This window comes from Enterovibrio norvegicus (assembly GCF_002876705.1).
Classification (GTDB): Bacteria; Pseudomonadota; Gammaproteobacteria; order Enterobacterales; family Vibrionaceae; genus Enterovibrio; species Enterovibrio norvegicus_B.
Genome location: NZ_MDAG01000002.1, coordinates 121,628 through 136,866, shown reverse-complemented (window position 1 = coordinate 136,866; position 15,239 = coordinate 121,628). Strand labels below are relative to the sequence as shown.

Genomic DNA, 15,239 nt, shown 5'->3' with positions numbered 1-15,239 from the left:
GTTGAACAGGTCCGATTGGACGTGTTTAGTATTCCTAAGTTCGATCAACCCTTCTACTTTGTAGTAACTCCCATCCTCCGAAGCAAAGCTTCTACACGACCAAACAGCGACGGTTTTCTAGCAATACGCCGCGACGAAATTTGGACTCAAATTCGACCATAATCGGGCAAAAGCAAATGATTAGGAGAGTATGTTCTCTATAGCTGCATTCTCAACTAGCTCATTGTTCAATATCCCGAAAGAAATCATAAATAACACCCAAAGCCCAGTCGAGAAAGCCTGCTTTTAGAATGACCTTCCCTTCTAGTTGGTCGAGCTCCAGTAGGTCAGGGTTCGCATTAACCAGCGTAGTGATCTCTTGGATATCTTGTCCGTCGGGCAGTTTGTATTTCGCATCTTGGTGAGCACATATATTTCTTAACTTCTGCAACTTACGTAACATTGTCGTTGACACTCTGATATCCATGCACTTATTCAGATAGAGAGCAGAACGCTCAATGCCAGAGCCTTTGAAATCCGTAACTTCAATCTTCGTACTGTTTTTACGCGAAATAAGCTTGCAGAAAAGTTCTAGCTCATGTTCGAAAACACCAAATATGGTTAAATAAACGGACCGTCTCTGCATGCTTGGAAAGTGAACTTTCACCGTACTATCAAGATCTAGGACATCATGGTCTGTGATATCATCGTAATGCTCAAAGCCAATTGGACCTGTTTCGGGGTCGACATCGATTTCCTCAAATTCAAGACCATTCTGTTCATAGTGCTGAATTGAATTTGATATGGCCAACTCCGTACTACGACACAAACTAGCCAATAATTTGTAGTTCAGGTCGAAGTGGCTGCTTGCGGGAATAGCTTGATTGAAAATTTCGGTCAAGTTGCCCATGAAAAATCATTTCCCTCTTAAATTCAAAATATTACTATTGACACTTGCAGTTGAAGGGGTCCGCTTAACCTCGAGTCCAGCTCGCAATAATAGTTAAGTGCCTCCCCCGTGTGATGAACTGAGAAGATAAAGCATCGCGTCGTTCCACGCCTTAATTCTTTTAAATAAAAGGCTAGGTACCTTACTGACTTCCGAAACCTTGTAGTAATTCTACTCAATCAGGAAAACCAAGTCTGACGCCTGAAGATGCGTATACCTAGCAAGCATCGTTATATCCCTATGCCCTGAGATGACCTGCAATTGCATAGCGTTTAAGCCAAGTCTGGCGTAGCGTGTAATCGCTGTGTGTCGCAAAGAATGAAAACACAGCGCTTTATGCAAACCCAGTCTGTCGCAAGATCGCCTAAATGCTTGGCTTACTGTGTATGGTTTGCTTGAAAATAAAATGCCACTTGTGACCAAATGAGAAGCCTCCTGCAACACCTTTAATGCCCTCGTGTTTAATGGTACTTCCCTACTATGTCCATTCTTAGTATCGAGCAGAAGTAGCGTTCGTCTATCCCAGTCAATACAGTCGGTAGTGATACTTAACATCTCGCTGCGTCTCATAGCGGTTTCCCAACTAAGAATGACTAACGGTTTAACCTTTGGCGCAATATCATTAACTATTCGCTTGTATTGCTCAGCAGTAAGTATCAACTCTCTTGGTTTACCGGCTTTGGGCAACGTATAGCCTTCAACTGGATTGGCCATCCTAGCTGATTTCATGATGCGAGATAGTAGTTGCAACTCAAGGCGGATAGTCGAATCAGAGACAGTCCTCGAACGTTCCTCTATATATACGTCCAAGTCTTCTGGTTTGATTTTCTTAGGGTCTTTCGGTAAGTGAGTGCAAAGATTGCGCAGCCTATATGTCGTAGACTCCGTGCCTCCGCGTCCTTTTAGCTTTGCCAAATACTTGTTACCGATGAATTGAAGGGTGACAGGTTCGACAGACTCCACTAACTCTGCCCACCTTTTTGCAGCGGCTAAGGAGGTAAAAGTCTTCGTTATTGCTTTCTGTCCACGCTTTCGAATCATCGCGTTGACATTACCGCTCGGAAGGGTTCTGAACGTTGCCATGTACATACTCCAAATTGCACATGACTAACTAGCCTCATAAGATCATAGGGTTAGCTGTAATAGGTAGCCCATGGGGTGTCAGGGGTCGGAGGTTCAAATCCTCTCAGACCGACCATTTTTCGAAAGCCCGCAGCATAATCGCTGCGGGCTTTTTTCGTTTAAACGCCGCATGCCCCGTTTTTACAGCATGTTAAGTTATAGAATTACGCGCTGGTTTTCGCTTCATAACACAAAGGTTGATGATATGGATATCTCGATAGCATTTGGTGTTCTACTCATCGTGCTGGGTTTTGTTGCTGGTATCATCAACACGCTTGCTGGCGGCGGCTCAAACCTCACCATTCCCGCGTTGATCGTGCTCGGTATGCCTGCAGAAGTGGCCAACGCCACTAACCGCGTGGGCGTGATGATGCAAAGCGTGTCTGGTGTTGCAGGCTTTCGTCACCATAAGCGACTGGATACCTCCGATCTGATCCCTATTCTTATCCCAACCTTGCTAGGTGGCACTATCGGTGCTTCTGCGGCAGCGTGGTTGCCATCATCCATCATCAAGCCTTTGCTTTTAGGCACCATGTTACTCATGGCTTTCATTATGCTCGTGAAGCCTTCATTGGTTGCGCCAGAAGAAGCAGCAGACATAAAAAAGGTGGCTGACACGCCTGCATCATGGCTGAGTTTAGGCATCGCTGGGTTTTATGGAGGATTTGTTCAAGCGGGGGTAGGTTTCGTTCTGTTAGCCGCACTGTGCGGAACGTTAAGGTACGATTTGGTTCGAGGTAATGCTCTTAAGCTAGTCTGCACCCTTGCATTCACGGGAGTGTCTCTTGCGATATTTATTTGGCAAGATTTGATTCTTTGGCTGCCAGGTTTGCTGCTCGCCACCGGCTCTATGTTTGGTGCATGGATTGCGGTGAAGTTTGCCGTCAAAGCTAAACCCAAAACCTTGAAATGGTTCTTGTTCATCATGACGTTAGTCGGGTGTGTTTTTGCTTACAGTGCATAGAATTAATGACAATAAATCGATCTTATATGTCATGTAATATTGAGCCCTGAAACAACTTCGCATCTCTTTGTTATCAAAGTGTTTGCCATGATCACATGTCAACCATCCCACCTGTGATATAAGTCGTATATGATAGATATTCAGGCATTTCTAATACCAATAGGTGTCATACTTAATCCTTACATACTTTAGAAGCAAGATCACATTTTGAATTTGGTCGTGAAAAGGGAGTTGGCGGGCATGCAAGCTTTGGATTCTGCGTTCTGCCTCAGCGTGAATGAAGTCGTTTGTCAGCAAAAAGACACGAGCTCTTTTTGTTTGTCGCTCGCCCAAACACTCTCCAACCATGCTGATATTTCCCACCTCGAATTGTTTGTCGTTTCTGGCTCTGAGAACAGCTGGCACTTACTCACGGCCATGGAAAACCAAGATATCCATGTTCACGTGCCTGCTATCGCATTTAGTAAAGAGACCTCCACATCCGTGGCACAGATCAACACGTGGCTTGCTGCCGATAAACGTATCGATGTTCTTGGCTCAAGCCATTTACTGATCGATTTATCAGTGCGAGGAGACACTTTTGGCTGCCTTGCCATCCGTTTCTCTCAGCCACTAGACGCCAATGTGTATTCGACGCTTACGATGCTAGCGACCTTCATAGCAGGTGCACTTGATGGCCATTTGCAACATGACGCGTTAGAGCGCGAGAAAAGCCACCATGACCTCACACTCAAAAAGTGGCACTTAGAGGTCCGTTCACAAAAAGGCCTACTCGAGCAGTTGCATATCTTGCATAAAATATCGATGCGTTTATGGCATGCTCACTCCCTTGATAACATGCTCCATACCGCTGTTTATGAATGCATCCACGCATTAGATTTCGACCGTATGGCGATTTTCTTGGTGAACAATCGCACGGGTATTTTGCGCGGAACGTATGGCACAGACGTTCACGGTGTTGTTACCAATGAACAGTGGTATTCCGCTGCCATTGATGAACATTATCACGCGAAAAAGACACTCGACCGTCGTCAACATATCACCATCAACGAAGGGACACCGCTCTATCACGCAAGCAAAGAAGTGGGCGTTGGCTGGAATGCCACCATTTCATTGTGGGACAGTGATGAAGCGATTGGCTGGATTGCGTGCGACAACTTGTTGACGGGGACACCGTTGAAAAGTTACCACAGCGAGTTGTTGAAACTTCTTGGCGTGACCATGTCTCAACATCTGATACAACGACATGCGCAAGACGACCTCAAAGCGCTCAACCAATCGTTGGAGCATCGTGTTGCAGAACGCACTGCGCAGTTGGAAAATGCGAACAAACGCCTCAATCAAATTTCGCGCGAAGACAGCCTGACACAAGTCCCCAACCGACGCATGCTCGACGAGAAGCTTGAAGAGGAATGGCGACGTGCAAGACGCTATCACATGCCACTGTCTATGCTGATTGTCGATATCGACCATTTTAAGCAATACAACGATAAATACGGACATGCATTGGGCGATTTATGTTTGATGAAAGTGGCGAGCGCTTTAAGCAAAGTAGAGAGACGCGCAGGCGCGTTGTTTGCACGATTTGGTGGTGAAGAGTTTGTTTATCTGCTTCCTGGCTGTGATTCAGAAAGTGCTTCAGCCATTGCTCAGCGCGCGTTAAATGCCGTTCGCAAGCTTCAAATCATGCATGAAACGTCACCGGTTTCGCCATGTGTTACCATCAGCATTGGCGGTAAAACCACGATCCCTGATAGAGCAAGCAACCAACAACAGCTATTCATTGATGCTGATGTTGCTTTGTATGAAGCCAAAAGCAGCGGCAAAGATTGTGCGTTTGTCTTGTAGCGGCATTTGCCTCTAGGTGTCATTGATAAAAAATAGCGCGGCAAACTTCGCTATTTTTTCGTTTATATTGGCCGTAAATGTCAGCCACTATTTGCTCACCGATTTCTTCTGGTAGCCCTTTTTCTTGCTTGAAAATGATCGACCTTTTTTCTTCCTAAACGACGAAGGACTTTGTGGCAATGAGCACAAGCTCTCAGGCACTGGCCCTTGTCGAACGGAGCCCATTAGCGCTAACAGTTCAGATTCCAACGCCGTCATGAAGGGCTGATACGAACCCTTCTTTTCTGCCATGTCATGCAGTTGACGCTCCCATTGCGCTGTCATGTCTGGGTACGCCGCTTTTTCAGGTAAGGCATCAATCAAGCCACATCCAGACGCTGTCGCCCGAATCTGTTTGCCTTCTCGTGAAAGCAAGCTGCGTTTAAAGAGCAAATCCAAAATACCCGCACGGGTAGCCTCTGTGCCAAGACCATCCGTTTCTCGTAGAATTTTCTTCAATGAGGCATCTTGCACAAATCGACCAATACCCGTCATGGCTTGAAGTAAGGTAGCTTCCGTGAAATGCCTTGGCGGCTCTGTCATGCAATCTTTAATGTCCCCACGCAGACACGTCAGTACGGTGCCTTTTTCCAGCGGTGGAACTTGGCTTTCAATGTCGTCTTTTTGTGCAGCTTTATCACGGGATAACAGCACGCGCCAACCCTGAACAATAAGCTGTTTACCTTTCGCAATGAACTGCCCACCCGCAATAACGAAGCGCAGTTTGGCTTCGGCATACTCTGCGGCAGGATAAAACTGCATCAGATACTGGCGAGCAATCAACTCGTAAACATTCTGTTCGTAGCTGCTTAACGCACTGCTGCTCTTACCCGTAGGAATGATCGCATGGTGCGCTTCAACTTTGGCATCGTTCCACGCCTTAGAACGTAGCGATAAGTTGGCATGTTTAACCGCCTCACCAAGTGATGACGCGGTTTTACTGATGGCTGTTGTCACGCTCCCCGCTTCTTTAAAATGGCCTTTCGGCAAGTAGCGACTATCAGAGCGTGGATAGGTGATGACTTTGTGTTTTTCATAGAGCGACTGACAACATGACAATACGTCCGCTGCACTCATGTTAAAGCGTTTTGCAGCATCTATCTGCAAGGTCGACAAGCTGTATGGCAAAGGCGGTGCTTGTTTACTGTTCTTGCGCTCCGATTCCGTCACCGTTGCAGGTTGGCCTTCAATGCGTTTCGCAACGTTCTCTACCAGCTTTCGCGACAGCACCCGTCCTTCTTCATCTTGCCAAGGCTCACAGGATTCACTGGGCTGCCAGCGTGCCAAAATGTCACTCCCTTGATACGGAATCACTGCGTCTAGCTGATAAAAAGGCTTGGGGATGAAAGCCTCGATCTCTCGATCACGTCGAACCACCAAACCCAATACCGGCGTTTGAACGCGCCCTACAGATAACACGCCTTGATACCCAGCCTGTTTACCGAGCAAGGTGTAGGCGCGAGACATGTTCATGCCATATAGCCAATCAGCGCGAGAGCGGGCTAATGCAGAAACTGAGAGCGGGACAAAATCAAGGTTGCTGCGTAATGCTGACAGTGCTTTTTTTACTGCCGACACGTTCAGGTCGTTAATCAAAAGACGTTGGATTTTTTGTTTCTTCGCCGCAGGCAATTTCGCGTGGCTGAACACCTCATCCACCAGCAATTGCCCTTCTCGATCTGGGTCACCAGCATGGATGATGTCATCGAACTGACGTAGGAGTTTTTTCACAACAGAAAGCTGCTTCGCGGCAGATTTTCGCGGCTTTAATTGCCATTCAGAAGGGATAATAGGCAGATCATCAAGACGCCATGTCTTGTATTTTTCATCATAGGCATCGGGTTCGGCTTGCTCGAGTAAGTGCCCAATACACCATGTGACTGTGTCACCGTTCGCGGCCTGAATGAAGCCGTCATTGTTTTTATGAGGCTTAGGCAAAGCGGCAACAATTGCGCGGCCAAGGCTGGGTTTTTCTGCGATAAAGAGTCGAGCCATGAAGAAATCTAAACTGAGGGTATTGGCGTTAATTTAGCGAAATCGCGTATTATTAACAACAAATAACTGGATATTCATCCAGTTATTTGCGTTAAGTTGGATTCAGAAGATCACAGGAAGGTAACGTATTTGTCGGTGTCACGCTTAGGTGGATTGGCAGGCTCGCACCCCGGTGTTCCTACATACAAAAAGCCAACGATTTCATCATCACCGGACACATCAAACGCTTCACGTACGACAGGGTGATACGCCCACTTCCCTGTTCGCCAAAATCCTTGGAAGCCCTGAGCCACCGCCGCCATTTGCATCGCCTGAGCAGCACAACCCGCAGAAATGTGCTGTTCAATCACAGGGACTTTGTCATGCTGTTTGGTGCGAGCGATGACAGTGATCACCATGGGCGCACGAAACGGCGATTTCATCGCTTTTTCAACCACAGCGTCTTCGGCGTTTTCGGATTCAGCGGCACGTTTCAAAATGTCAGAAAGCGTCTCCAACCCTTCGCCTGTCGCCACCACAAATTGCCAAGGCGTTAATCCGCCATGGTCGGGAGCACGAAGCCCCGCAGCAATCATGTTGTTTAGGGCATCGCCGGATGGCGCTGGCTCAGAAAGACGAGGGATAGAGCGACGTTGTGTCAGTAGGCTTAAAGCGTCCATGAATGATCCAATTTAAGAAAACAATTACCCTCAAGATAACACAAAGCCAGAAGGATATTTCCCTCTGGCTTTTGCGGATTTATATCGAACGTTTAAAGCGTGATTGCGAGCTCAACACCTTGTCGAATCGCGCGTTTTGCATCAAGCTCTCCGGCCTTTTCTGCGCCACCAATAATGTGTGCATTAATGCCCTTGGTTTCGAGCTCAGCCACCAACCCATTAACCGATTCTTGACCGGCACAAATGATGACATGATCCGCAGGAAGAATGTGCTCTTGCCCTTCCAAGGTAATGTGCAAACCTGCATCATCTATCTTTTCGTAACTTACTCCGCCGAGCAGTTCCACACCGCGTTTTTCCAACGTCTTACGGTGGATCCAGCCTGTCGTTTTACCCGGGCCTTTACCAACACGTCCTTGGCGACGTTGCAACAGCCACACTTGGCGTTGGGCAACATAATGTGGCGCAGGAAGTAACCCGCCCTCATGAGACAACGATTTATCAATGCCCCAATCTTGCAGCCACTCATCCAAGGTTTGATCTTCAGGTTCAGTGATCATGGTCGCGACATCAATACCAATACCGCCAGCACCGACAATCGCAATGCGTCCGCCCAACTCAGGCTGCTCGCGAATAAACGTTTGGTAATCGATGGCTTTCTCGTGATCAATACCCGGAATGTTTGGCATTCTCGGTTTCACGCCTGTGGCGATCACCACCTCATCAAACCCATCGAGCGATTCCGCATTCACTTCGGTATTCAAGCGAACGTCAATGCCACACTGCTCAACGCGACGCGTGAAGTATCGGATTGATTCCTTGAATTCTTCTTTACCGGGGATTTGCATAGCAAGATTGAACTGGCCGCCTAGCTGAGGGGCTTTTTCAAACAACACAACATCAAAGCCACGCTCGGCCGCCGTCACAGCGCAGGACATACCGGCCATGCCGCCGCCGACCACAGCAACTTTTCGTTTGGCAGTCGCAGGTGCAACCACCAGTTCTGTTTCATAACACGCTTGTGGGTTAACCAGGCAGCTCGCGCGCTTGCCTTTAAACACATGGTCAAGGCATGCCTGATTACACGCAATACATGTATTGATGTCGTCCGAGCGATCTGCTTCGGCCTTCACCACAAAGTTGGCATCCGCTAGGAAAGGGCGCGCCATCGAAACCATATCGGCCTGCCCGCTCGACAAAATCGATTCGCCCACTTCTGGCGTGTTAATGCGGTTACAGGTCACGAGAGGAATATTAACCTCCCCTTTCAATCTTTCAGTGACCCAACTGAACGCCGCGCGCGGTACTTGGGTTGCAATGGTAGGAACACGGGCTTCGTGCCAACCGATACCGGTGTTTAAAATGGTCACGCCTGCCGCTTCGAGGGCTTTGGCCAATTCAACCACTTCATCATGCGTGCTGCCCTGTTCCACCAAATCCAGCATGGAAAGTCGGAAAATAATGATGAAATCTTTCCCCACTCGCTCACGCACTGCTTTCACGATTTCAATCGGGAAACGTGAGCGGTTCGCATAGCTGCCGCCCCATGCGTCGTAACGGTTATTTGAGCGCTTACAGATGAATTGGTTAATCAAATAGCCCTCAGAACCCATGATTTCAACGCCGTCGTACCCCGCTTCACGCGCAAGTTCTGAACTCTTCGCGAAATCACTGATCGTGTTTCTGATTTGGCGTTCACTCATTTCAGAAGGTGCAAATTTAGAAATCGGTGAACGCACCTCGGAAGCACTTAACGCAAAAGGATGCATGGCATAACGCCCAGCATGAAGGAGTTGAAGGGCGATCTTCCCGCCATTTTCATGAACAGCATCCGTAATGTTTCGGTGTGCCCTCGCCGCTCTACCGCTGCTGAACTGCGCACTGAGTGGGTGCAATCGGCCACGGAAATTTGGCGAAAAGCCCCCTGTAACAATGAGCCCGACACCCCCTTTGGCACGCTCAGCATAAAAGGCAGAGAGCTTTTTAAACCCATCGTTAGATTCTTCCAGCCCGGTGTGCATGGAACCCATCAACACACGGTTTTTCAACTGGGTAAAACCAAGATCCAGTGGAGCGAGCAAGTGAGGGTAAGGCGAATTCATTAGGCGCTTCCATTCTTATTATGAGTTCTGGTCCGACCAAGATAAGCCTGCAAAACCAAAAATTCAAACGTTTGTTTACATTTTTACAACACCGATCAAATACCAGCACCGAAGGCACGGCGTAGAGGATTTTTTATCTAATTACATAGACTTTTATGAGGTCTTGCCGACGGTTTATGTAGAATAGTGCTATCAAAAACCCTCAGACCCTAGCATTCCAAATAGGATTCGTTACGATTATGTCTAGGGAAAGTCGCTGGAATCATTCATGAAAATGCTTTTTAAGTTTCTAGGCACCATCTTGAAGTGGTGTTGGAAGATATTGGGGTTTGCACGTCAGTTAATACTCAACGTGCTTTTTATTGGTCTACTCGTTGCTATTTACTTTGCCTTTACGATTGAAGATGCAGAGTTACCAACACCAACCGATCAACCTGCTCGCGCTCTGCTCGTTGATATTTCAGGCCCGATTGTTGAAAAACAGCGTCGCTTAGATCCCTATGACATTGCCACCCAAAACCTCATTGGCCGCTCGGTAGAAGTTGAAACCGTGCTGTTTGATGTTGTCGATCAAATTCGTGCCGCCGCCAAAGATGACAAGATCAACGGCATGGTACTGAGTTTGTCCGACATGTCAGAAACTAGCCTCACTAAACTGCGGTACATTGCGAAAGCAATTAACGAGTTTAAAGCGGCCGGGAAATCCGTGGTGGCGATTGGCGGGCACTACAACCAAAGCCAATATTACCTTGCCAGCTATGCTGACGAGATCATGATGTCGCCAGACGGCGCAGTGTTGCTGCGCGGCTATGGCACGTACAACCTTTACTTCAAAGATTTGTTGAAAAACCTCGATATCAACACCCATGTGTTCCGCGTCGGTACCTACAAATCATTTGTAGAACCCTACACGCGCACTGAGATGTCGGAACAAGCACGCGAAGCCAACGCGGTTTGGCTCAATCAGCTTTGGGGGGCATTCGTTGACGATATCGCCATGAACCGTGGTGTGACGGTCGAATCCATTTCGCCGGATTCTGCAACCTTGCTCAGCGCCATCAAGGCAGCAAATGGCGATTTCGCCAAGCTTTCTCAAAACCTAGGCTTGGTTGATGCGTTGGTGACACGCCAACAAATCCGAACCAAGCTGGCCGAAACATTTGGTAGCGACGGGGATGACAGCTTTAACTACGTCAGCATTTACGATTACAACGCCAACGATTTCACGTTACCGAAGGCAGACCAAATTGCCGTGGTTGTTGCTAGCGGTGCCATCATTGATGGCTATGAGCGAGAAGGCACAGTGGGTGGCGACACCACCGCCGCGCTGCTCCGTGAAGCACGTTTGGACGATGCAGTGAAAGCCGTCGTGCTTCGTGTTGATAGCCCAGGCGGCAGTGCATTTGCCTCTGAAGTGATCCGCAATGAAGTAGAAGCACTAAAAGAGGCGGGTAAGCCTGTTGTGATTTCTATGTCGAGTGTTGCGGCATCTGGCGGTTATTGGATATCCACCAGCGCCAACCGCATTTTGGCACAGCCTACCACCATTACTGGCTCTATTGGTATTTTTGGCATTTTGACTACCTTTGAAGATGCGCTAGCAAAATATGGTGTCTACAACGACGGTATTGGTACAACGCCACTTGCGGGCGTTGGTGTTACACGCGCCTTGCCTGAAGAAGTCAGTGAAATCATGCAGCTTGGCATCGAAAATGGTTACCAACGCTTTATTCAGCTCGTAGCAAGCCAGCGAAACCTATCCGTTGAAGATGTCGATCAGGTGGCTCAAGGTCGCGTTTGGACCGGTTATGACGCGATGAAGCGCGGGCTGGTCGATCAGATGGGCGATTTTGACGATGCCATTTCTGTTGCAGCAGAATTAGCAGGCATTACCGATTACTCGTTAGATTGGATGGAAGAACCTCTGACCCCTGCGCAGCAATTTATTTATGACATGATCAATCAAACCTTGGTTTTTGTCGGTCTTGATACTGCGTCGGTATTGCCACCAGCATTTGAACAGTTTGCTAACGCTGCGGCATCAGAAATCAACAATTTAACTAACCTCAACGATCCAAATGGACGCTATGCCCTGTGTCCAAGTTGCCGCTATTTCGAAAACTGAGAACTCCCCGGCAAGTGCCGGGGTTTTTTTCGCGCCACTGGTACGTATAATGCCGCCACTACCTCGGCAACATTGAATTTGTGAAGATGGAAAGAAAACATATTTACATCGCCTATACAGGCGGCACGATCGGCATGCTTAAATCTGAACAGGGATACATTCCAGTGTCTGGCTTTATGCAAGAACAGCTGAAGCAAATGCCTGAATTCCATCGCCCAGAAATGCCTGAATTCACGATCCATGAGTACAGTCCACTCATTGATTCTGCAGACATGACGCCAGCGGATTGGCAACGCATTGCTGACGATATCCGCGACAACTACGACAAGTATGATGGCTTCGTGATCTTGCATGGTACTGACACCATGGCGTACACGTCATCAGCGCTTTCTTTCATGCTAGAGAATTTGGATAAGCCCGTTATCGTAACAGGGTCACAAATCCCTTTGGCTGAACTTCGTTCCGATGGCCAAGCCAACTTGCTAAATTCTCTGCATATCGCCGCAAATTACCCGATTAACGAAGTCACATTGTTCTTCAACAACCAATTACTTCGTGGCAACCGCAGCACCAAATCTCATGCTGATGGCTTTAACGCTTTCACGTCGCCAAATCTGCCTTCCCTGCTTGAAGCAGGTATCAATATTCAACTTCACGGTGCGGAGATTGATAAAAAGCCAGAAGGAGCGTTTAAGGTTCATACCATCACAGAGCAACCTGTCGCCATCATCATGATGTACCCGGGTATCTCACCGGATGTGATAAGCAATGCACTAAAGCAACCGGTCAATGCCATGATATTACTGACATTTGGTGTTGGTAACGCCCCACAAAATGCAGAACTATTGGGCTTACTGAAAGAAGCGACTCAACGCGGCGTCATTGTTCTAAACCTCACACAATGTCTTGCCGGTAAAGTAAACATGGGTGGCTATGCCACAGGCTGTGCGCTTGCAGAAGCTGGCGTGCTAAGCGGTTATGACATGACCCCAGAAGCTGCATTGGCAAAACTGCATTATTTGTTAAGCCAGAATCTGCCAATGGATATCACTCGTACCATGCTGCAACAAGACCTTCGTGGCGAATTAACCCACTAAGCAACCTCGTTAACGCACACCCAAAGCCAGCAGTATTCTGCTGGCTTTTTGCTTTGCACACTCGTTCTTCACTTTCCGAACATTGCCGCTATTTCTCACATTGTCCCCATTTCTCACATCATTCCTATTTTTAACATTGCCCCTACACTGACCATGGGTGTATGAATAAATGTGCCCAATTCGTTCGAACCCCTTTCCCATGTCACATCGCATTAATGTACAAATAAACGTACATTAGCAATTCAGATTATTGTACAAAACATACTACAGAGAAAGGCCTGAAATAAATTCCAGACACGGTCGTTTTACAACGAATTAAATGCATTTTCTGGCAAAAAACCGCGGAAAATCGGGGAAGTGAGACCCATTCCCATATCGCCCTATCCCCTCTTTATTAGCACTTTCCATATACGGTATTACATACTTTAAGAAAATATCTGGTCACACTTACATCAGACTATCTTCCATATTCCACTTAATTCACAGCTCATCGCTTGTCATAGAAATTCGTACATTTACATTCTCCCTAGGTACAAGGCCAGATAGTCGTCGGTCTTCTCAGTACCTTTCTCACTCAACACAACATAAAGCGTCGACTGCAAGGCGAATAATCGCATCGCGATCTCATCGCGATGACGGACATAAACGGTGTTGGGATTTTCGATGAATGTCAGTTGCAGAGCTTCGGCTCTATCTATACACAGGGCAATGAAAAATGGCTTCTATTATTGGTACTAACCAAAACGATACGTTAAACGGCACTTCTACCGACGACACCATCTATGGGTTGGAGGGGGATGATATTCTCAACGGTGGTGATGGGAATGATCTCATTATCGGCGGCGAGTTAGCTAATGGCGCGTCTCCGAGCGCACGAAACGCTGACGGAACTTACGATGTCAGTGAGGGTGATACATTTAATATCAGCCTATCGAATTTCACCAACGACACTGAATTCAACAATACTGTTGGATATTTCCTCCTCGATAGTGATGGTAATGTGTTGAGCGCTGAAGTACTTGCTGCCAATGCACAAACTGCAACCTCCGCGACTATCTTCAGTGTTGACACAGAAGGTGCAACGTCACTCAGTCTTTTCCTTATCCCTGACGGCGCTTCTCAAGGCTATGTTGAAGGTGAGGTTGATCTTGATATCTCAGGCCAAATCCCAATTGTTACCCAAGGTGCGATTGAATCTATCGTTTATGTTTCTCAGGAAAACGAAAACGGTGATGGTCAAGATCATGAACAGATTGACGGTGATACCAGTATCTGGGATGACCGTTGGAATTTAGGCCGTGGTGATTTCGTTGATACCACCTTTGATGTTTATGTAAATCAATTCCTACCAAACCAACCTGATGATGATGTTATCTCAGCGGAAGGCGGTGATGATAAGGTTTACGGTGGTCTTGGTGAAGATACCATCTCTGGCGGAGAAGGTAATGACCTGATCTTCGGTGGCCAGGGTGATGACGAACTGTATGGTGACGAAGGTCAAGATAACATTCGTGGCGGCCAGGGTGACGACACCATTTACGGTGGTGACGGCGATGACGTTCTGCACGGCAAAGAAGGAAACGATACTCTCGACGGCGGTGCCGGAGATGATCGCCTATTTGGTAGCATTGGTAGCAATACTCTGCTCGGCGGTGAAGGCAACGATCATCTGTCTGCAGGCAATGGCCATGAGAACTTACTTGACGGGGGCGCCGGGGTTGATACTTACGTTGGTGGCATTGGAAGTGACACATTAATTTTTGATGTGAATGATTTTGATGGCAGCACGTTTACTAATAGATTCGGCCAAGAAGTGAATGTGAAGTTATACAACGCAGCAACAAGTTTCGACACTCTCAAAGTAAACGGTGACGTTCATGCTGACTTTACTGGTGCAGAGTATCAATCAGATGCGAGCATTACTGGTAACGTCATTTCAGGTGTTGAAGCCGTCATCGGCGATGCGGGTGACCAGACTATCACGGTGAACGAATCCGCCATTTTTGCGCAGTCTGATGACATCGACCTAAGCAACTGGGATGGTTTTGTCGCGTACCTTGGTGAAGGTGATGACACCTTGAACCTCGTTGGTGCGAATTGGAGCTACGATGCAGCAGGCGTGTCTAATGCTGATATCTCGCCAGAGATGATTCAGCAAATGGGCCTGACTGCAGGTGAAGTTGCCGACCTTCAAGCATACGTTTTCACTTTCGACTTCAACAGCAATTCACAGATTACTGTTTGGACGGACGCTGAACACGTTACGCAATCCGGTATTGATATCGTTTAATTGACGACGATCTTATTGTGATAAAAAGCTAGTAACAACAAACGGCCCATCCGGGCCGTTTTTTTCATCT

General features: G+C 47.5%; 10 protein-coding genes. 5 read left to right on the top strand and 5 right to left on the bottom strand.

The genetic code is table 11. The features are described 5' to 3' along the window. Positions 1–220 precede the first annotated feature (220 nt). Both BCT27_RS01795 and BCT27_RS01790 read right to left on the bottom strand, forming a co-directional pair. Entirely contained in the window at positions 221–889 is a 669-nt protein-coding gene (locus BCT27_RS01795; protein ID WP_102394870.1) for a hypothetical protein, read from the bottom strand. Positions 890–1,099: 210 nt separating this feature from the next. Further along, positions 1,100–2,011: a tyrosine-type recombinase/integrase gene (locus BCT27_RS01790; RefSeq protein ID WP_157939224.1), complete on the bottom strand. Its 912-nt coding sequence runs from the start codon at positions 2,009–2,011 to the stop codon at positions 1,100–1,102. 244 nt (positions 2,012–2,255) lie between these two features. Here BCT27_RS01790 and BCT27_RS01785 point away from each other — a divergent pair, with 244 nt between their 5' ends. Both BCT27_RS01785 and BCT27_RS01780 read left to right on the top strand, forming a co-directional pair. Beyond that, positions 2,256–3,014: a sulfite exporter TauE/SafE family protein gene (locus BCT27_RS01785; RefSeq protein ID WP_102319599.1), complete on the top strand. Its 759-nt coding sequence runs from the start codon at positions 2,256–2,258 to the stop codon at positions 3,012–3,014. A 240-nt stretch (positions 3,015–3,254) separates the two neighbouring features. Beyond that, complete coding sequence (locus tag BCT27_RS01780; protein WP_102319600.1) at positions 3,255–4,862, top strand: GGDEF domain-containing protein; 1,608 nt, start codon at positions 3,255–3,257, stop codon at positions 4,860–4,862. A gap of 87 nt (positions 4,863–4,949) precedes the next feature. On the opposite strand, the gene BCT27_RS01775 is transcribed toward BCT27_RS01780, so the two are convergent. The 3 genes from BCT27_RS01775 to BCT27_RS01765 form a co-directional block, all read right to left on the bottom strand. After that, entirely contained in the window at positions 4,950–6,896 is a 1,947-nt protein-coding gene (locus tag BCT27_RS01775; protein ID WP_102394868.1) for a DNA topoisomerase III, read from the bottom strand. A gap of 110 nt (positions 6,897–7,006) precedes the next feature. Then, entirely contained in the window at positions 7,007–7,555 is a 549-nt protein-coding gene (locus BCT27_RS01770; RefSeq protein ID WP_102394867.1) for an NAD(P)H nitroreductase, read from the bottom strand. A gap of 92 nt (positions 7,556–7,647) precedes the next feature. Beyond that, entirely contained in the window at positions 7,648–9,657 is a 2,010-nt protein-coding gene (locus tag BCT27_RS01765; RefSeq protein WP_102394866.1) for an NADPH-dependent 2,4-dienoyl-CoA reductase, read from the bottom strand. 268 nt (positions 9,658–9,925) lie between these two features. On the opposite strand from BCT27_RS01765, the gene sppA reads away from it, so the two are divergent. The 3 genes from sppA to BCT27_RS01745 all read left to right on the top strand — a co-directional run bounded on the left by sppA (position 9,926) and on the right by BCT27_RS01745 (position 15,169). Further along, positions 9,926–11,782 (top strand): signal peptide peptidase SppA, encoded by a 1,857-nt coding sequence (gene sppA / locus BCT27_RS01760; RefSeq protein ID WP_102394865.1) that lies wholly within the window; start codon positions 9,926–9,928, stop codon positions 11,780–11,782. A gap of 86 nt (positions 11,783–11,868) precedes the next feature. After that, positions 11,869–12,879, top strand: a complete 1,011-nt coding sequence (ansA, locus tag BCT27_RS01755; RefSeq protein ID WP_102319605.1) for an asparaginase — start codon at positions 11,869–11,871, stop codon at positions 12,877–12,879. A gap of 715 nt (positions 12,880–13,594) precedes the next feature. Then, a complete protein-coding gene (locus BCT27_RS01745; RefSeq protein WP_102394863.1) occupies positions 13,595–15,169 on the top strand; it encodes a calcium-binding protein in 1,575 nt (524 codons plus the stop codon). The last annotated feature ends 70 nt before the right edge of the window (positions 15,170–15,239 follow it).

Bases quoted from the DNA above. Each gene is read 5' to 3' on its own strand.
- BCT27_RS01795 (WP_102394870.1), bottom strand. From the start codon at position 889: ATGGGCAACTTGACCGAAATTTTCAATCAAGCTATTCCCGCAAGCAGC.
- BCT27_RS01790 (WP_157939224.1), bottom strand. From the start codon at position 2,011: ATGGCAACGTTCAGAACCCTTCCGAGCGGTAATGTCAACGCGATGATT.
- BCT27_RS01785 (WP_102319599.1), top strand. From the start codon at position 2,256: ATGGATATCTCGATAGCATTTGGTGTTCTACTCATCGTGCTGGGTTTT.
- BCT27_RS01780 (WP_102319600.1), top strand. From the start codon at position 3,255: ATGCAAGCTTTGGATTCTGCGTTCTGCCTCAGCGTGAATGAAGTCGTT.
- BCT27_RS01775 (WP_102394868.1), bottom strand. From the start codon at position 6,896: ATGGCTCGACTCTTTATCGCAGAAAAACCCAGCCTTGGCCGCGCAATT.
- BCT27_RS01770 (WP_102394867.1), bottom strand. From the start codon at position 7,555: ATGGACGCTTTAAGCCTACTGACACAACGTCGCTCTATCCCTCGTCTT.
- BCT27_RS01765 (WP_102394866.1), bottom strand. From the start codon at position 9,657: ATGAATTCGCCTTACCCTCACTTGCTCGCTCCACTGGATCTTGGTTTT.
- sppA (WP_102394865.1), top strand. From the start codon at position 9,926: ATGAAAATGCTTTTTAAGTTTCTAGGCACCATCTTGAAGTGGTGTTGG.
- ansA (WP_102319605.1), top strand. From the start codon at position 11,869: ATGGAAAGAAAACATATTTACATCGCCTATACAGGCGGCACGATCGGC.
- BCT27_RS01745 (WP_102394863.1), top strand. From the start codon at position 13,595: ATGGCTTCTATTATTGGTACTAACCAAAACGATACGTTAAACGGCACT.